The sequence below is a fragment of the Rhizobium sp. Root1220 genome, assembly GCF_001426265.1.
Classification (GTDB): Bacteria; Pseudomonadota; Alphaproteobacteria; order Rhizobiales; family Rhizobiaceae; genus Rhizobium.
The window spans coordinates 1-24,254 of the sequence record NZ_LMDG01000021.1 but is presented as its reverse complement, the minus strand read 5'-3'; the positions used below and the strand labels follow the sequence as shown (position 1 = coordinate 24,254).

The 24,254-nt window shown below is 57.7% G+C and carries 17 protein-coding genes and 15 pseudogenes; 16 read left to right on the top strand and 16 right to left on the bottom strand.

Annotation, left to right across the window (positions count from 1 at the left end; all coding sequences use genetic code 11):
* Positions 1-4 precede the first annotated feature (4 nt).
* From ASC90_RS14400 to ASC90_RS28305, 4 genes and pseudogenes are all read left to right on the top strand, one after another.
* Positions 5-208 (top strand): cold-shock protein, encoded by a 204-nt coding sequence (locus tag ASC90_RS14400; RefSeq protein ID WP_056541548.1) that lies wholly within the window; start codon positions 5-7, stop codon positions 206-208.
* Positions 209-358: 150 nt separating this feature from the next.
* Positions 359-580 (top strand): hypothetical protein, encoded by a 222-nt coding sequence (locus ASC90_RS14395; RefSeq protein ID WP_056541544.1) that lies wholly within the window; start codon positions 359-361, stop codon positions 578-580.
* A 160-nt stretch (positions 581-740) separates the two neighbouring features.
* A pseudogene (locus ASC90_RS14390) lies at positions 741-1,196 on the top strand (DDE-type integrase/transposase/recombinase); the annotation flags it as partial.
* Positions 1,197-1,248: 52 nt separating this feature from the next.
* Positions 1,249-1,365 (top strand): annotated as a pseudogene (locus ASC90_RS28305) (glyoxalase/bleomycin resistance/extradiol dioxygenase family protein); the annotation flags it as partial.
* Positions 1,366-1,368: 3 nt separating this feature from the next.
* On the opposite strand, the gene ASC90_RS28300 reads toward ASC90_RS28305, so the two are convergent.
* Entirely contained in the window at positions 1,369-1,638 is a 270-nt protein-coding gene (locus ASC90_RS28300) for a hypothetical protein (RefSeq protein WP_082519922.1), read from the bottom strand.
* 272 nt (positions 1,639-1,910) lie between these two features.
* Between ASC90_RS28300 and ASC90_RS28295 the strand changes: the two are divergent.
* Positions 1,911-2,169: pseudogene (locus tag ASC90_RS28295) on the top strand (DDE-type integrase/transposase/recombinase); the annotation flags it as partial.
* A 139-nt stretch (positions 2,170-2,308) separates the two neighbouring features.
* On the opposite strand, the gene ASC90_RS29135 reads toward ASC90_RS28295, so the two are convergent.
* From ASC90_RS29135 to ASC90_RS14370, 3 genes and pseudogenes are all read right to left on the bottom strand, one after another.
* Positions 2,309-5,368, bottom strand: a complete 3,060-nt coding sequence (locus ASC90_RS29135) for a hypothetical protein (protein WP_056541536.1) — start codon at positions 5,366-5,368, stop codon at positions 2,309-2,311.
* A 1-nt stretch (position 5,369) separates the two neighbouring features.
* Positions 5,370-6,227: a hypothetical protein gene (locus ASC90_RS14375; RefSeq protein WP_056541533.1), complete on the bottom strand. Its 858-nt coding sequence runs from the start codon at positions 6,225-6,227 to the stop codon at positions 5,370-5,372.
* A gap of 372 nt (positions 6,228-6,599) precedes the next feature.
* Positions 6,600-6,877, bottom strand: a pseudogene (locus ASC90_RS14370) (DDE-type integrase/transposase/recombinase); the annotation flags it as partial.
* 96 nt (positions 6,878-6,973) lie between these two features.
* On the opposite strand from ASC90_RS14370, the pseudogene ASC90_RS14365 reads away from it, so the two are divergent.
* A pseudogene (locus ASC90_RS14365) lies at positions 6,974-7,268 on the top strand (SOS response-associated peptidase); the annotation flags it as partial.
* A 111-nt stretch (positions 7,269-7,379) separates the two neighbouring features.
* On the opposite strand, the pseudogene ASC90_RS28290 reads toward ASC90_RS14365, so the two are convergent.
* Positions 7,380-7,826 (bottom strand): annotated as a pseudogene (locus ASC90_RS28290) (transposase); the annotation flags it as partial.
* Positions 7,827-8,558: 732 nt separating this feature from the next.
* Here ASC90_RS28290 and ASC90_RS14360 point away from each other — a divergent pair.
* From ASC90_RS14360 to ASC90_RS14350, 4 genes and pseudogenes are all read left to right on the top strand, one after another.
* On the top strand, positions 8,559-9,788 hold the full coding sequence (locus tag ASC90_RS14360) for an ATP-binding protein (RefSeq protein WP_244480391.1): 1,230 nt from the start codon (positions 8,559-8,561) through the stop codon (positions 9,786-9,788).
* Positions 9,785-10,345, top strand: a complete 561-nt coding sequence (locus ASC90_RS14355; RefSeq protein ID WP_056541529.1) for an RloB domain-containing protein — start codon at positions 9,785-9,787, stop codon at positions 10,343-10,345. Before ASC90_RS14360 ends, ASC90_RS14355 begins: the two co-directional genes overlap by 4 nt.
* 152 nt (positions 10,346-10,497) lie before the next feature.
* Positions 10,498-10,748, top strand: a pseudogene (locus ASC90_RS30005) (epoxide hydrolase); the annotation flags it as partial.
* 175 nt (positions 10,749-10,923) lie between these two features.
* Positions 10,924-11,650: pseudogene (locus ASC90_RS14350) on the top strand (IS5 family transposase).
* A 30-nt stretch (positions 11,651-11,680) separates the two neighbouring features.
* Here ASC90_RS14350 and ASC90_RS28865 read toward each other — a convergent pair.
* Complete coding sequence (locus ASC90_RS28865; RefSeq protein WP_156392952.1) at positions 11,681-11,842, bottom strand: hypothetical protein; 162 nt, start codon at positions 11,840-11,842, stop codon at positions 11,681-11,683.
* A 216-nt stretch (positions 11,843-12,058) separates the two neighbouring features.
* Between ASC90_RS28865 and ASC90_RS14340 the strand changes: the two genes are divergently transcribed.
* The 4 genes and pseudogenes from ASC90_RS14340 to ASC90_RS28280 all read left to right on the top strand — a co-directional run.
* A complete protein-coding gene (locus ASC90_RS14340; RefSeq protein WP_056541524.1) occupies positions 12,059-12,496 on the top strand; it encodes a VOC family protein in 438 nt (145 codons plus the stop codon).
* A 350-nt stretch (positions 12,497-12,846) separates the two neighbouring features.
* Positions 12,847-13,422, top strand: a complete 576-nt coding sequence (locus ASC90_RS14335) for a type 1 glutamine amidotransferase domain-containing protein (RefSeq protein WP_056541519.1) — start codon at positions 12,847-12,849, stop codon at positions 13,420-13,422.
* Between the two features lie 241 nt (positions 13,423-13,663).
* Positions 13,664-13,978 carry a hypothetical protein gene (locus ASC90_RS14330; RefSeq protein ID WP_056541516.1) on the top strand — a complete coding sequence of 105 codons (315 nt, stop codon included), beginning with the start codon at positions 13,664-13,666 and terminating at the stop codon, positions 13,976-13,978.
* Positions 13,979-14,029: 51 nt separating this feature from the next.
* Positions 14,030-14,200 (top strand): annotated as a pseudogene (locus tag ASC90_RS28280) (DUF3175 domain-containing protein); the annotation flags it as partial.
* 621 nt (positions 14,201-14,821) lie between these two features.
* Here ASC90_RS28280 and ASC90_RS14320 read toward each other — a convergent pair.
* The 3 pseudogenes from ASC90_RS14320 to ASC90_RS29995 form a co-directional block, all read right to left on the bottom strand.
* Positions 14,822-15,596: pseudogene (locus ASC90_RS14320) on the bottom strand (DDE-type integrase/transposase/recombinase); the annotation flags it as partial.
* Between the two features lie 82 nt (positions 15,597-15,678).
* Positions 15,679-15,973: pseudogene (locus tag ASC90_RS30000) on the bottom strand (helix-turn-helix domain-containing protein); the annotation flags it as partial.
* Between the two features lies 1 nt (position 15,974).
* Positions 15,975-16,450: pseudogene (locus tag ASC90_RS29995) on the bottom strand (transposase); the annotation flags it as partial.
* Between the two features lie 88 nt (positions 16,451-16,538).
* On the opposite strand from ASC90_RS29995, the pseudogene ASC90_RS28270 reads away from it, so the two are divergent.
* A pseudogene (locus ASC90_RS28270) lies at positions 16,539-17,202 on the top strand (IS110 family transposase); the annotation flags it as partial.
* Between the two features lie 231 nt (positions 17,203-17,433).
* Here the strand turns inward: ASC90_RS28270 and ASC90_RS14300 are convergent.
* The 4 genes and pseudogenes from ASC90_RS14300 to ASC90_RS14280 all read right to left on the bottom strand — a co-directional run.
* Positions 17,434-17,550 (bottom strand): annotated as a pseudogene (locus ASC90_RS14300) (transposase); the annotation flags it as partial.
* Positions 17,551-17,643: 93 nt separating this feature from the next.
* A complete protein-coding gene (locus ASC90_RS14295) occupies positions 17,644-19,176 on the bottom strand; it encodes an apoptosis inducing factor family protein (protein ID WP_056541551.1) in 1,533 nt (510 codons plus the stop codon).
* Between the two features lie 469 nt (positions 19,177-19,645).
* Positions 19,646-20,236, bottom strand: a complete 591-nt coding sequence (locus tag ASC90_RS14285) for an HdeD family acid-resistance protein (protein ID WP_056541504.1) — start codon at positions 20,234-20,236, stop codon at positions 19,646-19,648.
* A gap of 77 nt (positions 20,237-20,313) precedes the next feature.
* Complete coding sequence (locus ASC90_RS14280; protein WP_056541501.1) at positions 20,314-20,838, bottom strand: hypothetical protein; 525 nt, start codon at positions 20,836-20,838, stop codon at positions 20,314-20,316.
* A gap of 843 nt (positions 20,839-21,681) precedes the next feature.
* Between ASC90_RS14280 and ASC90_RS28265 the strand changes: the two are divergent.
* Positions 21,682-21,836: pseudogene (locus tag ASC90_RS28265) on the top strand (IS6 family transposase); the annotation flags it as partial.
* Here ASC90_RS28265 and ASC90_RS30280 read toward each other — a convergent pair.
* Genes ASC90_RS30280 through ASC90_RS14270 form a run of 3 tightly spaced genes read right to left on the bottom strand, consistent with a single transcriptional unit; the run spans position 21,802 to position 24,117 of the window.
* On the bottom strand, positions 21,802-21,924 hold the full coding sequence (locus tag ASC90_RS30280; RefSeq protein ID WP_280138327.1) for a hypothetical protein: 123 nt from the start codon (positions 21,922-21,924) through the stop codon (positions 21,802-21,804). The pseudogene ASC90_RS28265 and the gene ASC90_RS30280 sit on opposite strands and share 35 nt — an antisense overlap.
* A complete protein-coding gene (locus ASC90_RS14275; RefSeq protein WP_056541498.1) occupies positions 21,921-23,432 on the bottom strand; it encodes a DNA polymerase Y family protein in 1,512 nt (503 codons plus the stop codon). Before ASC90_RS14275 ends, ASC90_RS30280 begins: the two co-directional genes overlap by 4 nt.
* Positions 23,353-24,117, bottom strand: coding sequence for an ImuA family protein (locus ASC90_RS14270; protein ID WP_056541494.1), 765 nt, complete (start codon positions 24,115-24,117; stop codon positions 23,353-23,355). Before ASC90_RS14270 ends, ASC90_RS14275 begins: the two co-directional genes overlap by 80 nt.
* Positions 24,118-24,254 lie beyond the last annotated feature (137 nt).

Here is a 24,254-nt window from a genome sequence, read left to right as displayed (position 1 = left end):
CACCATGGCAACTGGCATTGTAAAATTCTTCGCCCAGGACAAGGGCTTTGGCTTCATCACCCCTGACAACGGCGGACCTGATGTCTTCGTTCACATCTCCGCTGTCGGTTTTGGCGGCTCGCTTCAGGACGGCCAGAAGGTAAGCTTCGACGTCGGTCAGGACCGCAAGACGGGCAAGTCGAAAGCTGAGAACGTCACCATTCTCTGAGAGAAGTCGCTTGGCCTGTCTTTCGCACAGGCCAAGTACGTCTATAGGTGAAGGAGTTCGAACCCTCGACACTGTGGAAGTCCGGATACGAGCGTTAGTCATCTTTCGTTTTTCTGGTATCGTGCGGTCATAGCGTAGGGAGTAGGCGTTATGAAGAGTTTGGTTCCAGGCGGGTTCTATTGGGCTCGATCAAACAAGTATGCAGGCGGCCGGACGACGATCATTCAGGTTTCCACGATCTTTGGCGAAGCTCCTGACTTCTGGACACTGGCGGTCCCGGGATCCGACCAGCATCACATGATCGGGGATTTCGAGATCATCGCCCCGGTTGAGCCGCTCGAAGCCTACCGTCTACCCCAAGCGGCGGAATAGCGTCTGATTGCGGATCAAGTCGATCACTCGGAAGGTTGATCAGGGAGACAGACATTCCTCACAGATCCCGCAGCAATCTTCCTCGATGACAGCGCGACGCCCGCAGCAGTCGCATGAAGATATCTCACCCCCGCCACAGGTCTTCCGTTCCGGCGGCAGGATTTCCATCGGCGGTCAAAAACATTGGCTTTGGCGCGCGGTCGACCAGGACGGCTACGTTCTCGACGAGATCGTCCAGGCTCGCCGCGATACCAAGGCTGCCAAGCGATTGCTGGTCAGGCTGCTGAAGAAGCAGGACCTGTCACCGAAGCGCATCATCACCGACAAACTGCGCTCATACGGAGCGGCAAGTCGGGATGTGATGCCCGGCGTCGAACATCGATCGCACAAGGGCCTTAACAATCGCGCAGAGAATTCTCACGTGCCGCTTCGAAAACGAGAGCGGATGATGCAGGGCTTTCGATCCGTCGGAGGTTTGCAACGTTTCATCTCGGTCTTTTCAGCAGTCCGAAATCTTTTCGTCGCGCCGCACCAGAGACACTCAGCCCTCGCCACCCATATTCATCGCATCCGCGCCATGGCGCAGTGGAAAGCCGTGACCGCTGCAATTGCATGAGTTTACCGAAAAGCGACTTTACGGCCGTTGATCAAACAACGTGACATCGCCCGATTTGATCCATCCTGTCGAGCGGCAGCCATGGAGGCAGCGCGTGTTCCGCTTCTACGATCCCGATGGGCATGCGGTTGAGGTTGGTGAGCCACAGAACTCCGCCGTTGCCGGCTGAGGATCAGTCTGAGAGGTTCACCGTGTTCCTGATCGGAAACAGGTCCTCGCCGTAGTGATGAAGCCTGGTGTGATGTCGTCGGCACAACCACCGGACCCTCAAAGGCTCGTCGTATTGGTCATGATGGGCATCAACAGCGTTGCCCCCGCAGACTTCACATGTCTGCTTTTCCAACTCGCCTGCCTTCACAGCGCGCTGCACGGCAAGGTGAGCATCGTATTTGGCGGGGTTGGCCCGACGCCAGTTCGCCTGGCGGGTATCGGTTTTCAGCATCGCGCCATTCTACCTTGCAAAGTCTGCGATTCAAGGCGGAAACTCGGAACTTTCGCGAACGCATATTCGACGTGATGCCGATCTTTGACGGTCCTCATCGGTTATTCCATTTCCCTTTGCAAACTGTTGTCCGCTGTCGTGCGTTCGCATGACAAGTCGGGGTGCCTCTCCATGCGAAGCTGCGGGGATGAAAGCGCCAGGACAGGAGGGAAACCGTGGGCATCTACAGTCTCGCCATTACACACATTCGAACCGAGCCACGACCAGTGCGGATGAGGCCGAGCGTCGAACATCGATCGCACAAGGGCCTCAACAATCGAGGGGAAAATTCTCATCTGCCGCTGCGAAAACGGGAACGCACGATGCAGGGTTTCCGATCAGCCGGAAGCTTGCAGCGGTTCATCTCGATCGTCTCGGCGCTTCGAAATCTCTTCGTCACCCCCGCGTCACAAACGATCCGCCCTGGCAACTCACATTCACCGCATCCACGCAATAGCGCATTGGAGAGCTGTGACGGGCGCAGTTACATGATCTCAGAGAGCCGCGGGCATAGTTCAATCACCGCTCGATAACGTGACAACTCCAGGTTTCGTTCAAGCAAACCCGGGCTTAGTACATCTGGTGATGAGGCCCCCACCGTGGCCTCCGCCCCCAAAATATCGCTGGCGACCTAAGATCGTTCCTTGAACGGGAGGCTGGTCCCAGCCAATTCAATCCACAGCGCTGTCAGTCCGCTAAGATCGACCCCTTCCGCATGTTCTCGGACGATCTCGATATCCCATACAGCAAAGGGACTGATGGGGGTCAAATCGGAGTCGGGCCGCCAAAGGCTGGTGTCGCCGTCGAGGATGGAATCCTCGGAAGGAACCAAAGGAGTGACATTCTTGATGGCATCTGCGGGCAGATCCGGTGTTGGCGCGGTAGCAGCCCAAGCGGCCGTATCTGCGTGGGTCGCATCATATTTGAACTCGATCGTCACCGGTGCGTGGACGAATTCAAACGTCGTGTTCTCGATCGACTGGGATTGTTCCGGACCGAGGTGCGTCAGGCGTGCAGCGACGTGGCCAGATTTCGTGGTTATGCCTTTTATCCAGGCCCGAATATGAGTCACTTTTACATTCGCTTTCCCGGCGAGCGGGGATCGCCCCTCCTGTGTGACACGGGTGACGAGCGGAATCTTAAACTGAGCCTTTCCAGCAGCCCTCAAGGCGGAAAGGGCAGCTGGCTCCTCGAAGCGGTAGAAGTAGCGATAGGTCGACCGACCGTCGGAGCCGTTCCTCGGCCATGTCGCCGGTTCCGTCGAGGCCCGTTCCAGCTCTCTCGGCAAGGCGGCGGAAAGCTTCAATAACTCCTGTCTCAGCAACTGCGTTGAGATGCGACCCGATAGACCGGCGAAGGAGCGAGGTAGGTTGCTAGGAGCGTCGCAGAGGTAGGCTGCCCGATAGCACCGGGACAGCAGATTGATGTATTTTATCGTCAGGAACTTGGTGTCGCTGTACAATCTCGCCAGGAATCCGAGTTCGGAGAACAATTCGATCGTTTCAGCGTCGGCGCGCTCGAGTGACGACTTCAGGTCGTTCTGCTGCTCCGTTTGCGATTCTGTCCGCTTTATCAGCGCGACAAACTGCGAGGCCCGACCATTAAACTCCAAGACATGTTGGTTTCGTGTGATGATGGCGTTGGCATAGGTGTCCAGACGTTTTCGTACCTCGTCGGCACCTGAGAAGTCCGCGCATTGATCTAGCAAAGTGGACAGCTGGTTTTCGGACGTGAAGACAAGCGACATCGCGTCCTCGTCCACGGACACTGACCCACCGAGAAACTGTGAGCCGTCCTTCAACGTGGTGATGGTCTTCTCGAGATGGCTGATCGCCCGCACGATGTATCGCTTTGACCGTTTGATGCCTTGCGCATCGGAGATCTCGTCAAACGCAGAGCGGAAAGCGTCGAGCGCGCGGCCGGTTTGTGCCGTTAGCATAGAGGCACGTAGTATCTGTTCGATCCCCGACGCCCCAGTCGGCGTGAATGCAAGTTGTTCCAGAATACCGAAGATCTGTGCGAGGTCCAAACTGAAGGAGGCTTCCACCTGTTTCTTGAAGTCGTCCATAACAGCGAGCAGCCACGACTTTGCATCAGCGACGATGCGCTCCGAGGCGCGAATATCATCCAGAGTAGAAGAGAGTTGCTTTCGCACCTCCTCCGTTTCGCTGGCGAGCAACTGGAGGTTTTCCTGTGACAAGGAAATGAGCGTTTGTGTGTCCGCCTTTTGAAGAGCGGTTGCTTCCTGCTTCTCGAAGTATCTCTGATACAGGGGCTCAATTGCCGTCAAATGGTCGAGGAGAGCAGGCACTATCGACTCGAAGATGCGTCGCGACGCTCTTGGGACGTAAGTCCTCGAGTAGCCGAAGTAGTCCCGAAGCTGCGCCATATTGGTCAGTGCAGCGAGAGCCCTATAGTAGATCGCCGACAGCTGTTGTTTTTCGAAGGGATCTCTTGCTGCAACACGTCCGCCGACGTCAACAGCTGCGAGATCGTAGGCTTTATCGTTGCCACGGTCCAAGGGAAAGCTGCCAGCCCAATAGTCCCCTGCCGCACCGATTTCCGTCGCGGGCCCTGAATACGGGCGCAAGACGTCGCATATCCATTCGTAGATCTCTCTCGCCTCCAGCAACAGGTCGGAAGCCGCCGCGAAATCCGACGATATATATAGCCTTTCGGCATAGCCGAGCAGCTGCGAAATGAATTCCAGACGAACAAACGGGGCGAATGCATCCGGTTTTTGGGCAAGACAAATCGTCTGGAGAAATTGTGGTTCAAAAAGCATCGCTCGGTCAAACTGCGGAAATCCACCTTCGGCCCCCGCAGGACCTGGTCCGCCACTCTGACCTCTACCGTTGCCTTTTCGGTTAATTCCCCCAAGCCCGGCACCGCCGCCATCTCCACCCTTGCCTGGCGCTCCATCGGGACCCGGCAGAGTACTGACCTTGAGCCATGGTCTCGGCTGCGACGAAGCTTGTGACGGTCCCTCTTGGTATTGTCGATAAAGGAACATGATCGGACCGGCTTTTCCGCCTTTGCCTCCAACGCCACCAACACCCCCGGGACCACCGTTCCCACCGCGAGGGCCGATCTGGCTGGTCATTTGCATCTTGCGTCTCTCACCCTCACCGCCGTCCTGGCCCTTGCCACCCTTTTGCCCCGGACCTCCAGGGCCACCGTCTGCCAACAGTTTCAGGGTGCCGCTTGCGACTGTGACGCTCTCGGCCACGATGCTAATGGAGTCTGAATCATCACCGTGGTCCCCGGCGGCTCCCGTCAGGCCCTGCACTCCGTCCGCTCCAACGCGGTCCAGGTCTATGTCAAGGAGTCCCAATCCTGCCTTAGCAGGGGAGACGTCCGCGGCCGGCAACCGATTGCCAGTTTCCTTGGCCCGAGGCGTCACATCGATAATGGCTTCATCCTTGGACGTGAAGATGAGGTGCCTTGCAACGATTCTCACTTTGCGTCCCGGCAGCACGAGCGGCCCCGATATTTCGACGGTGTTGGCGTGGACGTCGAGATCCGACGTGCATGCGATATTGAGAACCCCATCGCCCTTTTGGTTCGGCGACTGCGTAATTCTTACGGGTTTGGTGGCAACAATCTGCGTGGCAACTATCGTTTCAGTTTTATTCTCGGAACCTGGTTGTGTAACAGTCCTGATGAGGAAGCTTTCATCGGCGGCTATCATATCAGCTTCTCGCTCTCCGCTGAATTTCACCAGTCACGATACGAGTTATAATTTGCCATGCATCGAGTGCGTAGTCGGATGGCAAGGTGCACCAACCGTTGTCGTCTTTCCACTCCAGCCGCTCTTCGTTGTGCAGGTAGTGTATGTGGGCCACGTTAAACGGCGAAATGATCTTCGCTACGTCAATTGGCCCGCCCATAACATCTGGAAAGACGTTGAGTTGTCCGGCTTGCAGGACGCTATCCATCAGACCCGTGTAGGTTTCCCGGAAGTGGTCGTCCGTAAGGTGCTCGTCATACGCCTCCAACTGAGGTCCACTGGTAATCTTGATCCGCTCTGCAGCCCAGAGCGCCAAGATTCTTCCTGGATCTTGTTGGACGCTCTGAGGATCGAATACTCGTTCCTCGGCATCCACAAATCCGCGCCACTCAGCCATCTTGAGAATGGCGGCATCGACAGCCGTCTTTGCCTCCTGGTTCGCCGTCCGCAGATTTACAACATCTTGAGGCCTCATATAGCCGATCGTTTCCACTCGGAGCTCCAATGGCAAACGAATAAAAGGAAGCGCCTGAGCTAGATCTGGCATGACCTGCTGCCGGCTTGTAGGATCAGCGAGCGCAGCGGCAGTGAGCGCGCTTTCCATCTCGCCATGAGCCCTGGCGAGCTTCTCGTGCTCCTTGAGGCTCCGCTCGGCTTCCGCTATCTCGTGATTGATGCGTTCCCGAGCCTGTCTTTCTTGGGTTTCGTCTCGTCGTTGGCGCATCCCATCAAGATCGTGACGGATCTCGTCACACCTGCGCTCGTGTGTCTCTCGCTCCCGCCGAAATTGATCGATTTGCCTGCTACGTATCGTCGGCATAGCGTCTCCTTTGCCGCGGTTCCGAGAACAGCGGAAATATTCGTTTCAGTGCTGACTAAAAAGCTGCGATACGTTCCCGACAAAACCTACGCCTCCGCCCGGCTGGCGAGACATGGATTGCCGTTCTGATGTCACTCCGGTCCGTGATGGAACGAGTTCTGAACACAAGCTGTACGGGACCGTGAAAACTCGCGCAATAGGAGAATAAATCAGCTAGCCGCTCCACCGTGAATAGGTTAAGAGATGCTCTAGCTTTTTGTTTAACTTGTTCTGCTGCACTTGATTGTGCGTTCAATTTGAACATCCCGCATAGGCGCGTTTGGCGATGACACGTTGTTTGATCAACGGCCGTAAAGTCGCTTGTCGGTGAACTCAGGCAATCGCTCCCGTCACCACTTTCCAATGCGCTATGCGCGGATGCGATGAATGTGGGTAGCCATGGCTGAGCGCTTTTGGTGCGGCGCGACGAAAAGATTTCGGACTGCTGAAAAGACCGAGATGAAACGTTGCAAACCTCCGACGGATCGAAACCCCTGCATCATCCGCTCTCGTTTTCGAAGCGGCACGTGAGAATTCTCCGCACGATTGTTCAGCCCTTTGTGCGATCGATGTTCGACGCCGGGCATTACATCCCGTTTTGCCGCGCCGTAGCCGCTACTGCAAGGATCCGAAACGTGTTCGTCCATGTACTCCTGTGGTGCGATCCCAGAACAACCTACCTCGCCCCAATTGGGCACGCGAGAGCATTTCAAAGTCTTGACGTCCGAAAGGTCAGGGATGGTCTCACTACCGATGATCTCTACGGATTCTTGACCCACAGATCCCAACGACCTGGTGAAGCCGATCCATGAGAAGGCTATGCCGGTCTTGTTGCTGACGAAGGAAGAGACGGACATCTTGATGCGGGCGCCGTGGGATGAGGCCAAGGATCTAGCCCGTCCGTTACCCAATTACGCGCTGATTATTTCGTCCCGCGAGCCGTACGGATCCACGATCGTTTCCAAATCCGGCGAACCGGTGGAACAGGGCGGTCAGCTTTGACGTCTGAACTCAACCGGCGCCGTAGACCTCCAACCCAGTACTATCGACCAGAACGTGAAGTGGACGCTCAGGCAGAGGCTGACGATTGCTACGCCTGGTGGGCGGACTCCNCCGCATTGCGTGCCGAGACCGGCTCCATGACCGGCGCCGTAGACCTCCAACCCAGTACTATCGACCAGAACGTGAAGTGGACGCTCAGGCAGAGGCTGACGATTGCTACGCCTGGTGGGCGGACTCCAGGTTCTCGCCCGACGGCTGAGTGTTGTGTGGTCAGGCGCTGGCAGATCCAACCCCATCAGCACAAGCACGGAGCTCAAAAATCCTTCGGTCTGCCGCAGCCGAAGTCCGAACACCAGGCCCAGCGTCAGCGCCGTCTGGATGGCGAGATCGGAATAGCGCGGCTGGCCTCCTCTTGTCTTGCGTCGTCGTGCCGCCCAACCTTCAACAGCCTCCGACGTTATCCAAAGGGTCAGACTGCCACGTTGGCGCAGACCCCGTCACCTTGAACTTCATCTTGCCGAGGTGATGACGGCGAGCGGCGTTATGTTTGTGTGGCATCGATGATCAATCAAGCTGCTTTCGATTGCAGCTACATAGGCGAGAACTGTTGAAATTTGATTCGTGCACCAACGCCATCTTGAGCGGAAATTTCCCGAGAAGGGCCAACGTGTTGTGAAGCGGTTTCCCGTCCAAGAGCATCTGCCGCTGTTTTTTGAGCCGGAGCTAAAAAGCCTTCTCGCCAGTGTGCCCGCGCTACTAAAAAGCGGCTGAGACGGGCTTTCTCGGCTGGGCTACAGTCCACTGGGTTATACGCGCGCGTGCCGAAGGTCAGCCGATCTTCGCAAACGTTGGTCCAGAGCGGCCCCACGCGCCGGGGGCTGTCGGTCCCGGTTTACGGCTTTGCCGTCGCGATGCTAAGCCTCTTGCGGCAACCCTCTTAACCGGTCTTGCGGGAGGCGAACGGCTTTCGCGGTTCCGCTGCAGCTGGTATGCCCAATTCCTTCTTAAGATGCTTTGGCTCAGAAATCGGAAAGCGGCCAAAGGCACGATGCAGACATATGTCTTGCCGGCAAAACAGCCTTTCCAGGCGCAGCGGCCGGTGGATCCCGCAATCGTCTGCCGGAAATGTGGATCGGCCAAATCGTAAGCCGTAACGTAACCGGAAAGCTCATCGAGCGATCTGCGATCCTCCACGTTGGTCGTCCACAATCGGATGATGCTAGCTTTAAGGGCGATGTTTGACAAAATCCTGTCGAAGTGCTCTTTTAGATTGGCATCTGAATGAAACAAATGGCGATTTTCAACATGCTTCATCGTTTAGAGATCGAAAACTTCTACTCGATCCACGATCCTCAGATCATCGATCTGACGGTGGCTGCCAATGCGCCCGAAGAACCGGGTCGGTTTGCTCCACTATGGCTCGGCGCACGCGAAGAAGCGCCAAAAGTGGTGGCGATCTTTGGCCCCAATGCGTCTGGCAAATCGACCGTACTCAAGGCACTTTCGTTTATCAGATGGTTCGTCAAGGACAGCTTCTCGGCTGCGCGGGGCAGCCGCATGCCATTCGACCGTTTTAATTCCGAAGAGATGCTGAATGCTCCGACACGTTTGGCGATTCAGCTTAGCGGTGTCGAAAACATTGAGCACGCCGGATTAGCCGGAGCAGCCCAATGTCGCTATCGATATGAGCTTGTCATTGGCGGAAAGGCCGGCAAGCAGTTTGTCGAGAGCGAAGCTCTCTACTACTGGCCATCGTCCGCAACCCGAAAAGTACGTCTGTTCGAACGCAACTCAGCCGGTGAGGTGATCGCTTCGAAAGCATTCGGCCTGTCTGGATATCGCCAGGCACTTGAAAAGGTCCTGCGGGCAGACGCGAGTGTTATTGCGACCCTCGCGCAGCTGGAACACGGTTATTCGCAACAGCTCTGGCGTGCGGCGAGCTTGCTGGTTTCGAACATTCTTGTCGAAAAATATGACGGGTCAGACGACGCAGCCATCCGTCATTATGCCGCCAACCCGGATCTGGTCGCGATTTTCAACCGCGAGATCCAGCGAATCGACGTGGGTATCCGGGAAATGAGGATCGAACAGGGAAACAACGGCCCGGTCGCGCTGTTCGAGCATGAAGGATTGGCACTACCCATGCCGATTGTCTATGAGAGCCATGGAACGCGGCAGTTTATCCGTCTCTATCCATTTATCCTTGAAGCACTACAAAGCGGCGGGATCGCGGTACTCGACGAGCTCGACGCGACAATTCACCCGCTCCTTCTCCCCGAAATCCTGCGTTGGTTCTACGACCCCGTCCGGAACCCACACAATGCACAGCTCTGGATGACGTGCCATACACCCTCGCTCCTTGAGGATCTTTTGAAGGAAGAGGTCTTGTTCTGCGACAAGGATCATGAGGGAAAAACCACGATCTACGGCTTGCGCGACATCCAATCCGTTCGCCGTTCCGACAACTATTACAGGAAATATCTGGGGGGCAGCTTCGGTGCTGTGCCACAAATCGGATGAAGCGTCGCATCACAATCCCGCAGCGCAAGCGGATATTCCTTGGTTGCGAAGGTGAAAGCGAGCAGAGTTACGGCGCGCTGCTCGCCCGCATCGTGGGGCAGCAAAAGACCGACTTTTTTCTCGACACGGTCTTGCTGAGGCCGGGCGGCGGCGATCCGCTTGCGCTCGTGGAGCTTGCGGAGAAGAAAAAGAAACAGGGCGTGAAAAAAGGTGGGGACTACGCCGCAGCCTATGTGCTCATGGATACCGACAAACGAGGCCAAGCTCCACTCCGCGACCAGCAGGCGTTAAAACTCGCACAAGACGCAGGATTTACAATCATTTGGCAGCAACCTTGCCATGAAGCCTTATTGTTGAGGCATCTGCCGAACGCTCAGCAACTTCAGCCTCAGTCAACAGCGCTTGCGCTGACCGCTCTGACAGCGAAGTGGGCCAGCTACACAAAGGGAATGCCCGCTGCAAAACTTGCGGTGACGATCGACGCGGATGGCCTGCGCAGGGTGCGAGCCGTGGAGCACTCTTTGAACGCTCTGCTTGCCGACCTCGGTTTCGAATAAGACTGCGCAGAACGGGCAACGTTAGCGAGTAGTGTGCGTCGTACGCGATACTCGACAACATCACCCTCTACTGGCTGACCAATACGGGACCATCGAGCGGACGCATCTATTGGGAAAACACGGTTGCGGGTGCGAAACTGTCCCCGATTCANGATTGGGTGTTTATTCGTGGGGAGCCGGAAAAGGCTCTATCGAAGGACGCGATACTCGACAACATCACCCTCTACTGGCTGACCAATACGGGACCATCGAGCGGACGCATCTATTGGGAAAACACGGTTGCGGGTGCGAAACTGTCCCCGATTCAAGTTCCTGTCGGCGTCACCGTGTTTCCTGGTGAGGTATATCGACCGCCGAGAAAGTGGTTGGCCCGCGCATATCCTCAGCTGGTCTATTACAGCGTNCAAGTTCCTGTCGGCGTCACCGTGTTTCCTGGTGAGGTATATCGACCGCCGAGAAAGTGGTTGGCCCGCGCATATCCTCAGCTGGTCTATTACAGCGTGGCGTTGGTGCACGAATCAAATTTCAACAGTTCTCGCCTACGTAGCTGCAATCGAAAGCAGCTTGATTGATCATCGATGCCACACAAACATAACGCCGCTCGCCGTCATCACCTCGGCAAGATGAAGTTCAAGGTGACGAACTGGGCAGAGTAGGAGTCCGCCCACCAGGCGTAGCAATCGTCAGCCTCTGCCTGAGCGTCCACTTCACGTTCTGGTCGATAGTACTGGGTTGGAGGTCTACGGCGCCGGTCAATGGCTGGAAGAAAAACATGGCGTCAAGTCCCGTCGGCGATGGCGGAAACTGCATCTGGCATTGGATGCCGACAGCGGCGAGATCATCGCACACGTCATGACTGACCAGAATGCCGGCGACGCCTCACAGGTGGAAACGCTGCTCGACCAGATCGACGACCCCATCGGCCAGTTCACGGCCGATGGGGCTTATGACGGCAATCCAACCTATGACGCCGCCACCAAGCATAGCGCGGGTGCTGCGGTGGTCATTCCGCCACGCGCCAATGCGGCGAAACGGCCAGACACCGATCTCTCCTGTCAACGAGACCGTCATATCGCGGCGATCAACAACGATGGGCGGATGAAATGGCAGGCTGCCACCGACTACGGCAAGCGATCTTTGGTCGAGACCGCGATCGGTCGCTATAAGTTGATCATTGGGCACCGACTGAGGGCACGCTCATTCGCCGCGCAACAGACGGAAGTCGCCATCAGTTGCTCCAGCCTCAATCGAATGCTGGCATGCGCGCGCCCGAAATCCGTCCGACGCGTGATAGATACCGCATAAACATGGTATCAAAGACTGTAACCCGTTTATTTATCGACCGATGCACCAACGCCCATCGTCAGAGGACTCGACGATCGCCGCAAGAAAGGCTGCAGCATTATGTCCGTGCTGCGCAGCTTCGATATCGGCCTCCAGCTGTCGCAGACGAAGCTGCGCCTGGCCCTCGTGTTGCTGGTCGTTGGAAATCGACATATACGCCCCGTCAATCAATGCATTTTTGGACGCCAAACGGCCAAGCCATCTAGCGCAGCGCCGACCATATGCGGCAAACAACAGCAATAACAGCCCGAAGGCTGATGAGGGTGACGCCATCCGAAATTTCCCTAAAGATTTCGATAGCGATGTCGGGGCCGATGGTTCAACAACGTCCTGGAAGGAAATTGGACCGAAAACCCAAAGAGGCTAAAGATGGCGCTCAAGCGAATGGACAACATCGGGATCGTCGTCGAAGATCTTGGAGTGGCGATAGGCTTTTTCCAAGAGCTGGGCCTCGAACTCGAAGGCCGCGCGACGATCGAGGACGAATGGGCCGGTCGTGTCACAGGTCTGGGCGATCAGCACGTCGAGATCGCCATGATGCGCACGCCGGACGGGCACAGCCGGCTGGAGCTTTCGCGCTTCCTCAGACCTGAAATCGTCGCGGATCATCGGAACGCTCCGGTGAACGCCCTCAGGTATCTCCGAGCCATGTTTACAGTCGATGACGTCGAGGACACCGTTGAGAGGCTGCGCGCACACGGCGCCCGGCTGGTCGGCGATGTCGTCCGATATGAGAATGTCTACAAGCTCTGCTACATCCGCGGACCCGAGGGTCTTCTCATCGGCTTAGCCGAGGAGCTCGGGTAAGCAGAGAAAAGGGTAGGTTCGCCTGAGGTTATCAGCATGATGTTGTGAAGCGACCCGACCAAATGGCTGGCCGACAACGAACTCCTAGACCCCGAGGTCCGGAACAGGGGTTCGAGCGCTAGAACGACGCGTACTGTTCCACGATCGGTTGAAGCTGCCCTTTAAATTCGTGACCTCTTGTCCTGAGTTGCGCGATGCGACGGATTTCGAGAAAACGAAGTCGATCTGCTCCAGACCAGGCCTTGGGGGTAGAGCTTTTATGGATGATCGTAGCTGGGAACTTCGACCTCCAGAAAGGGTTTTGTCCTGGTGACCTTACGGTCGTCATCTTAACAATCAGGAAGACAACAATGACTCTCGAAGGCAAGAAGATTGCGATCCTCATCGCACCCCGCGGCACCGAAGAGCCCGAGTTCAAGAAGCCCAAGGACGCTGTCGAAGCAGCCGGCGCGACGGTTGTCGTCGTCGGCATCGAAGCTGGCGAAGCGAAAACCAACAACAGTGACCTCGACCCCGGTAGCTCCTATACAGTCGACAAGAAGGTGACGGATGTCGCCGCAAGCGACTTCGACGGCCTTGTCATTCCAGGTGGATGCGTCGGCGCGGATAAGCTGCGAGCCGACGTCGACATCGTTTCGTTCGTCCGGTCATTCTTTGAGCAGGCGAAGCCCGTCGGCGTCATCTGCCATGGTCCATGGCTGCTGGTGGAAGCAGACGTCCTGGAAGGTCGCACGGTGACGTCCTACTCGTCGATCCGGAAAGACATCGAAAACGCTGGTGGAACCTGGGTGGACAAGGAAGTGGTCACCGACAACGGACTGGTTACGAGCCGGAAGCCGGACGACTTGCCCGCGTTCTGTGCGAAAATCATTGAGGAGTTCGCAGAGGGAAAGCATTCCGAGCAGGCTCGTAGCGCCGTCGCCTAACCTGAGCCCACATAGCGACGACATTTTCCGCGGTCATCGGAGGCCTCGACAACGCGTTGCTCAAGGTGAGCGGACCGCCTCTGCTCCTCCTGCAAGGCTGGCACAGACCAGAATATGCTGGGCGGTCGTGGCGCCGAATCTGATCGACATGTTCACCGTCGATCTCACGGGCGCCCAGTTGAGGAACTTTGACGGTGAGACATCGTTTTCTTGTCTTCATCGAAGCAAGAGGAGATGTACCATGCCACAGGGCGACAAATCCGCATATACTGACAAGCAGAAGCGCAAGGCCGAGCATATCGAGGAAGGCTACGAGGATCGTGGCGTTTCCGAGAAGGAGGCCGAACGTCGCGCATGGGCCACCGTCAACAAGGAAAGTGGCGGCGGCAATAAGTCCGGCTCCGGTCGCGGCCATGCCGAAAACCACGCCTCGTCCGAAAAGGGCGGACGCAAGGGCGGCGCAGCGGCTGCGGCGCGAACCAAGGACGAACGCTCGGCCTCAGCCAAGAAGGCTGCAGCCACTCGCAAGCGCAACGAGCACCAAGCTCATCATTGATATGACACGGCGTCACGACAGTGGCGCCGTTTCTTCTGTGGAGGAACGCTCATGTCGAAGAAGAAATCCAAACAGAAAGGGTCGCAGGATGTCACTGACAACAGCGACACGATGGACCTGCAAGGCGGCGTCTTCAAACAGCGCAGCGCCAAGAAGATCGCCGACTCGCTCAAAGCCTCGGTCGAACATAGCGACCGCCGCAAGGCCAGCCCTTTCCAAAGTTACTGGCGCTAGGGAACCTTTCCGTTGCGCCTTGGTTAACCGTAGCAACGCGCACGTGTTGCATCGATTGGTTGCCCTCAAACGCCAGTCGAACAAGGGCCCGGTAAGGTCCCACCCTCGCCGGGCTTTTTCTTGTTACTGCAGGGAGCCTTTCCCTCTCCCACGCGTTTTCTTTTCGCGATGAGCATCCCCAGTCTCATCGCATCCTGACTGGCCCCGACTCCATCGACCAGTCAAAAAAGAGCCCGGGACCTCCGGGCTCTTTCTTTGAGTTTCGGAACAATTCCCGCTTTCCGTTGAACCACAAGCGCACCCCTGTGTGTCGCTCGGCCGACGACCAACCTCAATCGTCGGGGGGGGAAATGTCCCGGTGTCGTACGAGGCGGCGCCGGGCATCGGTGGGGAATGATAAGCCCAGTGTTGGTTTTCCAGCGCTGGGCTTTTTTCTTACACCATCAATGAAATAGGTCCGCCATCGGCGGATGACGGACCCTTAAGTTCCATGACTGTTGCCTGTTATCACTGTCCGTCGTCGAATGAATTGAGACTTTTTGGGCTCTGGAAGAGTGGAGTTTCCGGCTCGGTTTGCGGATTGATTTAAGCCGCTTTGGCTTGGTGGTTCTCGAGGTCTTCCTGGAAGAAGTAGTTTTCCAGCAGGATGCGATTCTTCAACGTCTGGTGCCAGCGTTCGATCTTGCCCTGCGTTTGCGGATGGCCGGGAGCACCGTGAACTTGGGCGATCTTGTATTTCTCCAGCCATTCGCCGAGATCGGAGGCGACGTAACACGGGCCGTTGTCGGACAGCAGGCGTGGCCGGTGTTCGACCTTGACCTTATCGCAGCCTGAGGCGGCCAGCGCCAGATCGAGCGTGTCGGTGACGTCGTCCACCTTCATGCTGGTGCACAGCTTCCAGGCGATGATGTAGCGGGAGAAATCGTCGAGGATGGTCGACAGGTAGAACCAGCCCCAACCGATAACCTTCAGATAGGTGAAGTCGGTCTGCCACATCTCGTTCGGACGCGTGGTCTTGTCCTTGAACTCGTCATTGGCCTTGATGACGATATAGGCAGGCGAGGTGATCAGGTCGTGGGCCTTGAGGAGGCGATAGACCGAAGCCTCTGAGACGAAATATGGCCTTGATGACGATATAGGCAGGCGAGGTGATCAGGTCGTGGGCCTTGAGGAGGCGATAGACCGAAGCCTCTGAGACGAAATAGCTTTCCGTATCGGTGAACTTCACCGCCAGCTCGCGTGCAGACAGATCGGCATGATCCAGCGCCATGGTGATAATGCGATCCCTGACATCGCAGGGAATACGGTTCCACACCCGTGACGGCGCGGATGTCCGGTCCTCCAGCCCCTCGACACCGTGGGTCTGGAACCGGTCATACCCTTTGCCCGGCAGGTGATGCGTTGCCGGGAGGCCGATGCGGTACCGAACGGTAAGGGCATTTTCTGGAAGATCGAAAAGCCGGGCAGGGAATACGGTTCCACACCCGTGACGGCGCGGATGTCCGGTCCTCCAGCCCCTCGACACCGTGGGTCTGGAACCGGTCATACCCTTTGCCCGGCAGGTGATGCGTTGCATCACCGAGAGGAGGCGATAGAAGGTCTGGCGGGGAACGCCGAGCTTGTCGAGTGTCTGCCTGGCTGAAAGATGTGACTGCTCGACCAACCGGATGATCTCAAGCTTTTCCATGGCGGGATATCTCATTCCTCGTCGCCCCCATGCCCGGTGCCGCGCCGTCGCGTCTCATACACGGCGGCCTCAAANGGTCTGGCGGGGAACGCCGAGCTTGTCGAGTGTCTGCCTGGCTGAAAGATGTGACTGCTCGACCAACCGGATGATCTCAAGCTTTTCCATGGCGGGATATCTCATTCCTCGTCGCCCCCATGCCCGGTCATGCTTTTTTTAAGCAGGCGGTTTTCCAGGGTGAGGTCGGCCAACGCCTCTTTCAGGTCACGGCTTTCACGGCGCAGTGCTTTTACTTCATCGCTGGTCGCCGAACGGGCGGTGTCGCCTGCAAGGCGCTTCTTGCCCGCTTCGAGGAATTCCTTCGACCAGCTATAATACAGGCTCTCGGCGATCCCTTCGCGGCGGCAAATCGCGGCAATGCTGTCCTCGCCACGTAAGCCTTCCAGCACGATGCGGATTTTCTCCTCCGATGAATGCTGCTTGCGCGTGGCGCACCGAATGTCTTTGATCGTCTTTTCGGCCGCCGATGTCTGCGGCCCGGTTTTCTGTCTCATCTTCGCTTCCTTTGAATGAGCTACGATGAGCCGAAAATCCTCTCTTCTCAATTAAGCCACTTCTGTCTCAAGGGCGCTGATGTCGGACATGCGGGATCAGATGATAGGCACGAGAACACGCCTGATCAATCAAATGCGGGCTTTCTGCCTGGAATACGGGATCGCTCTACGCCAAGGCGCAGGTCTGTTTAAGCTCGACCTACCATTGGTTCTCGAAGACGAGTCAAACGATTTGTCCTCAGCGATGCGCAAGCTGCTCGCAGATCTGTTCGCCGATCTGCGCCAATTGGAAAAACGCATTGGTAACGTCACACGCGAGATCGAAGCTACAGCTAATCGAGAGGATGTGGCTCGACGACTCATGACAATTCCCGGCATTGGAGCCTTGGGAGCCACTGCACTTCTTGCAGCGGTTGGCAGTGGAGGGCAAGTTCCACAAGGCTCGCGACTTGGCTGCATGGCTGGTTCTCGTCCCTCGGGAATACTCAACCGGCGGGAAGCAGAAGCTCCTCGGCATCAGCAAGCGGGGAAACCGTTATGTTCGCAAGCTCCTCGTTCATGGAGCTCGATCCTGCTTTCGACATCTCGACCGCACAAGAGATCGCCTGGGAAGTTGGCTGGATGGTCTCCAAGCCCGAATGCACCCGAACAAAGCTGTCGTCGCACTTGCCGCCAAAATGGCCCGGATTGTCTGGGTCGTCCTGACCAAGCCTGGAGCGCTCTACGAACGCAGAGATCCTGCATTCACCTAACGCTCTTGGCTCGGGAATAGTGATGACGAAACAGTGGATCAACATGCCGTAAGTCCTGTGCAAAAAAGCGGGCTTCGTGCCCGGACCATTTATTGGGAACGGCATGTGCGGATCTCATCATGGCCTGGCTGCAACCGCAGCCCACTCGCGAGAGGCCGGATACATTTATGCAACTGGAATCGTCATTTACGATGTCGCGTACCCTTGCACGGACGAGGCGGACCATACATTATAAATGCTGGCATCGCTGACGCCGTGTTTGCGGCAAAGCTCCGAGACCGGCGTGCCCGCCTCGTGCTCCTTCAGAATGCCGATGATCTGTTCGTCTGTGAAACGGTTGCGCTTCATTCTCTGGTCCTCTCGATGGGCCAGAGCTTACTTCAAAATGGATTATTTCAACGGGGCAAGGTCAAGTTGAAACAGCTAGCTGGCGACAGCACGTTAACGCGCTCGCTTAAGACACTCTTCTAGCGTGGCTTCTGACTCCAAACTTTGGAGATCTCGACCGACGGTGGCTACAGCCAACTTGGATCCTTCTTGCCAATAGCTGACGGCGCAATCGTGGGTGGCGGGGTCGCCATCGATTTCCAAACGGTCCCACCTGTCAGCGTGGCCCACGTATTTCACCGCAACATCGTATTGCTGGCTCCAGAAGAAAGGAACCACCGCGAAAGGGTGCCTCAACCCTAAAATATTGCGAGCGGCGGTAGCGCCCATGCGCTGGGCGACCACCCAATGTTCTACCCGCGTTCGGCTGCCCGATCTGGGATCGATCCATCGAGCAACATCTCCGGCCGCATAGATATGCGGGTCGCTCGTCTCAAGAAGATGGTTGACGATGATACCGTTATCTTCATCCAAGCCCGCGGTCTTGGCCAAATCGACATTAGGGCGAACGCCAATCCCCACCACGACAAGGTCGGCATCCAGCCTGCTGCCATTTGCAAGTGTCACTTGTCGGGCCTCTATTGCTATAACTTTTGTGCCGAGGTGAAATGTCACGCCGTTGGTTTCGTGGAGGTGTCGAAGCATGTCCCCCAGCTCCTCACCGAGAGCATGTTGGAGCGGATGTTGGCTAGGAGCGACGACATGAACGGCAAGCCCCCGTGTACGCAAGGAAGCCGCACACTCCAATCCGATGAAGCCAGCACCGACTATGACGCAATTCTTGGCCTGACGCGAAAGGCCGATCAGCTTATCCGCATCGTTCATGGTCCGGAGCTGACAGACATGAGGAAGCGAAGCTCCAGGCACTTGGAGACGGACTGGGTCGGCCCCAGTCGCGAGCAACAATGCGTCGTAGTCGAGCTTTGTCCCATCGGACAGCCGGAAGTCTCGTGCGTCCCGATCGATCTTTTCCACTCGGACGTTGGTGCGCAAGTCGATGCCATTGTCAGTGTAAAATGAATGGGGCCGCAGCGGCATCCACTCTGGCTTCGCCTGCCCTGCCAAGTAGTCCTTGGATAGGTTTGGGCGATCGTATGGGATCGCAGGGTCGCTCGCCAACATCGTGATGCGACCAGGATATCCCTCGCGCCTCAGGGTTTCGGCCGCAGCCTGTCCAGCCCCTCCGCCCCCAACGATCACCACCGAGTTCGGCAGGCGCTGCGACGCAAGCTTCGTTATGGGGGGTGCCGGAAGCTCCTCATTGACATACACCCTGCCGCGTTGTTGCTCGACACGCCATGTTTTTAGCCTATCTAGAGCTGGTGCACCGAGGACCTCGCCGGTCTGCACGCTGAAGCAAGCGTGGTGAAGAGGACAACGAATGGCCTTTTCGACTAGAAGCCCCTCTACCAAGGAGCCGCCATAGTGCGTACACTTCGCGCCGATTGCGAAGAACTCGCCGCCAGCCGACACCAGTAAGGCGGGCGTTCCTGCCACATGGCCGGCCAGCATCCCCCCCTCGGGAATATCGGATACGGAGACTCCCATAGAGAAATCAGGTCGAGTCGCGGAAGCAATCTTATTCATCTCAAACACCATGTTGCTTGCGTAACGAACAGACGAGGGTTCGGGCTGTTGGGCGAGCGAGAGCGCGGCGTCCGACGCCTACATCAGCCCTTCACAGATACATCAAGGTCGGCAGGACCCAAGCGACTTCACGAATGTGTGGCCTGTGCCTTGAATAGAACTCGGCCATCGGTCGCCTGTGACCGCCGAGAAACATCAAACGATCGTCGGTACTATACCTCCGTCCGCACGAAGTGCCGCGCCATTTGTCGCCGGCCGACCGATGCGCTGGTGGACCGAGGTGGAGATGACGGACCTCACCCTTCGACACGCCGATCTTCGTCATCGAATCCAATGTCAGGCGAGCAATGCTCGCTCCTGAATCCTGGAGCCTGGTGTTCGCAACTTGGAGGTGGATCACGGAGTCGCTAGCCGACATTTCGATTCCTTTCGAGGTTTTCATAGAGGAACGCGGCTTGAGTAGCAGGCGCTAGGCGTGCCTCGGTGCGCTATGGCTTGCTCGCCTCCGACCTCGAAGAGCGAGCCCGAAGGCAAGGAACCCCCAGCCTTGAAAAATGAGGTCCACGGTTAGCAGGGCTCCAAGGAACCAGAGCCCGACCAAGGGCTGCGACAGTAAGAAAGCACCAACGACGAATGTCAGGAGGCCGCTCGCAGCAATCCACCCCCAGCCTTTTTTTGTCCGGTCGACGAAACCTGATATCGTGCGGAAGGCGCCTGAAGCGACCAGGAGAGCACCAATCCCGATCGTGATACCCAAGGCAGAAAAGACCGGATCGTAGACGGCAAGGATTCCGGCGGCGCCATAGAACAGGCCGGTCAGCAGATAGAGAGCCCTGCGCTTCCAGTCATGAGAAGTGAACGCATGGACAATCTGCATGACTGCGCCGACTAGCATCATGGCGGCAATGTAGAAGACCGAAGCAAGGGTTGAAGCAAACAGGTTGGCGCTGGCGATGCCGCCGGCGATCAACAGGCCCGCGCCGAGAGCCGCAAACCACCCCCATTGCCTTTCGACGTGCGCTACTGACGGCTCGGGGCGGGGTGCTGAAATTGTAGACATGTGGGTTTCTCCTTTTAAAGTCGCTGGCACAGTACGAGAACGGCGATTGCTTCGGACCTTTTGGCAAGCCTAATCCGTTACTGGACGGCGGCGGCGACGACCCGTGCTATCCAATTTTCGACGGGCACACCCGCGTGCCCAGCCAGTTCTCTGACGTTCTCAGCCAGGATTGAGTTCAGTGGAACATTGAATATGACGTCGCGGATAGCACTGTTCGCTAAGACCATTCGGGAGGCCTCGGCAGCGAACTCGCGGACGCGGTCGGTTTTATCCTGAGCGGAAAGATCGGTTTCGGCCGCGATCGCGGGGCAGTACATCGCAATCAGATGGTTGATCGTGTTGTCGGAGGATAATCCGTGCTCCCTCATCAGCGTGATTGCGTTAGCAAGTCTGTCTGGTTGAGCTAGAACTGTGCCCTTCGGCAGCAGGCCTATAATTTGAGACGAGAGTGGCGGTGTTTTAAGATCATCAACCTGTGGACATTCGAAGTCTGCGGCCAACGCCGTGGTCCAGAAGCAGCACGATACCACCGCGCCAGCAAGACTCGCGAGGTGGATCGCAAATACCGTGCGAATTCTTTTGAATTGGTCTGACCGAGCCATCCTGACAAATCCTTCGCATCTGTCGGTTTCTTTCGGAGGCGGTGCCGTCACATCGCCTATCCATCCGTGTCCAAGAAGCGTAGCGTGTGGAAAAGCCGCTCTAAATCATCCAGCGGGGTTGAGAGCATCACTCTTGTGGTGGGTGCACTTACACGATGGTGTCGGTCTGACATCGCCACCCACCTCTGGATGCTTGGGTTGCATTGCCTCGTCAAGGATCGGCATCAACGGCCGAATTGCTGTCTCACTCGCCAACTCCAAACGATATACTGGCCTCGTCCCAACCGCCTCCGCCATCATTGTCTTCGATGTGAGCGTGTAGCTACCAGGATCGAGTCTTGCAGTGGTCGGGACGACAATCTCACCCTGGCCAGCACCCCGCCTCGCATCGGAACAAGGAACCTGACCCGCTCGAAGTGCGGGCCTTGCAGATTGACCTCATACGAAAAGGATAACGAGACCTCAGATCCGGTGAACGGCACGAACTGGCCCATGCCCGCGTAGGCCGAGGTCGGCACAGCAGAAATAGCTGCGATCGCCAAGGCAGACGATGAGGATCCTCTGCAGCATGTTCGCGACACCTTTGACTGTTATTGGAGAACGCACCGAGGTCCGGATGTTTCGAAAATCGCACTATGGTTCCACGAGGCCTATACGTTGGTTGACCCATTATTCCCATTATTGCGCGCTCCACCCGAGCGATGCGACGGCCGGAGCGCAGCCTCTCGCCTCCTCCAGAACCAGTGTGTGGTTGTGCTGCGGGTCCTTGGCTGCATAGAGCAAAGTGACGTCGTGGCAACTTAACGAGTGGCGGATAATTCGGTTGAGATGACCTAGTCGACCATCAGCTACAAGGACCACCACTTTCCACCGCAGATCATCGCCCGTGCGGTCTGGCGGGTTTCCGGTTCTCGTTGAGCCTGCGGCTGGTCGAGGAAATGTTCCTAGAGCGCGGCATTGTCGTCACTTACGAAACCATACGGCGGTGGGGGCCGCAAATTCGGCGCGGACGAACAGCTCGTCGGCCGACGACGCTCCACGCAGGAAGGAGAAATGGGTCGTAACCTGGAGCTCGGCGTAGCTCATGCGAAGATCCCATGCATGAACCAGCGATGGTCACCGGTCTCCGGATCGACACCGTCCCCTGCCCGGAATACCCAGAGCCGCTCGCCCGCTTCATCCTCGATGACGAAGTAGTCCCTGACTGCCTCCATCTCTACGTCGCGTTGCCACCACTCGCCGAAGATGCGCTCGGGGCCGTCCGCGCGCTTGACCTTGCGTCGCCGGCCGCGCCAGGTAATCGAGGCCGGCGGATGGTCCGGCATCAGCGCAATGGCCGTGATCAGTTCCGGTCGCGGCAGCAGGCGGACCGGCCGGCGCCAGTGGCCGACCCAGGCGACTTCGAGCGGATCAGAGGCGGCGGCAATGCACTGAACCGAGCGTTCGGGCACATCGGAGGCAACCGGCGCCACACGATAGACCCGTTGTCCGCGATTGCCGTAAATGTCTATCAGCGGGGTGACATCCCTCACCTCGTCCTCAACCAGCGACGAGACCCTTTGCATATCCTCGAGCGGCTCGGCCATCACCGCCACCAGCGTCAGCTTCTCGATCCCGAAACCAGGCTCGATCTTTTCCGTCCGGTCACGAAACAGCTTCGTCAGCCAGGCGACATCACGCGCCGGTTTGGCGGTCCCGGCGCGGATCGCCTGCCTGGTACCATCGACCTTGTCGACGATCAGGTCGGCGCGGCGCACGCCGAGACCGCGCTTCTGGAGCTCGCCGATCAGCTGGACGACCATCCTGCCGACATATTTGTCGATGGTCTCGGCAGCACCGATTGGTTCCGCGAAGGCTCTTGCGACCTCGATCTGCTCTGGCGTCCGGATTGGATCAATCGGCTCGGAGACGCGGCCGAACATCTGGTCGAGGCGCCGGGCGATTTCCGGTCCGAAACGCAGTGTCAGGGGCGCGCGTGGGGTATTGGCCAGTTCACCGATCGTCTGGAAGCCGAGCGTACGGAGATCGCCGACAATCTTCTCCGGTAGGCGCAACAGCGTGATCGGCAGCTTTTCGACGGCAGCGACGGTCTTGCCGATCGGCACGATGACAGTCTCGCGGGCAATTGCCCGCGCGCAGGCATGGGCCGCACCCCAGGTGTCGGCGATTGCCACGCGCGCCGTCAGCTTGCGCGCCAGGAACTGGTTGGAGATCTTCATGATCATGGCGAGTTCGCCGCCCTGAAGGTGATCGGCGCCTCCGGTGTCAAGCACAATCCCGTCGGTGCCATCGACCGCAACGATCGGTGAATATTGGGTCAGCGCCCATAGCGTGATCCGCTCAAGTGCCGCCGCATCGACATCAGGCTCAGCATCGACAAGCATCAATCCGCGAAATAGTGCCTGGGCCTTGGCCGCCGGCATGCCAACACGCAATCCCGCTTTTCGCGCAGCCGCATCGACCGAGGACACCCAGCGTTTCGAACCGCTCCTGGCGATCACCGCGATTGCCTGCTCAGCCGGAATGGACGGATCGTCGCGTCTGATCCGATCGGTCGGCAGATCCGGGAGATAGATCGATACGACCCTTGTCATCACATGCCCTTACGAGAAACTCGGCACACTCGCCCGCTTTCACGCGCATCAATTCCAAAAACCACTGCGCCCGACCGACACCAGGCGCCGGAAGGTCCTCGGACGGCATGACGCTGACCCGCCAACGCGTCGTCGAGGCGGTCGGTTGACCAAAGTCGTTGGCCTCCGTCTGCCGTCGCCATCGCCGCACCGCGAGTGCCATCGTGCCTGTGCGTTCCGCGGCAAGCTGCAGCCGCCTGGAGCCGACCATAGGCAATCGGACGAGCTCGCCGACCACGGCGCCGAGGCCGCCGAAGGCCAAGCCCTCCTCCATGTTGGCAAGCACATCCTCTTCCTTGTCTGATTCAACGAAGATCACCCGGTCGGGATGAAGGCCAACCTGTGCCAGGGCTGGGAAGAACAGGTCGGGCCGGGTCAGGCACCATACGATCGGGCCCTTGGTTCGCGCCGCAATGCCGGCGGCACAGAGTGCGGCCGCGGCACCATCGACAGTCCCTGCCCCGCCGCCGGCGAACTCATGCAAGGCGCCATAGGCCAGGCCACCACCGGGTAGGACGGCATCGATATCAGGCACGCCGAAAGCAAGGCAGCCGGCCTTCCTGGCGGACACGCCTTCCATCGTCGAGATCCGCTCGCGCAAATCGGAGATCACATCTGAAATCACCCGTTCTCGGGCAGCAGTCATCGTTCACGGCTCCCTTCAAGGTCGTGTGGCGAAACAAATTGGGCCAGCATCATGCTGGACAAAATGCGGATGTTCTGTTTCTGTTCCTGTTGCGGCAGAGAGTCAAGCAACCGACAAGATGGGAATATTATCCTGAA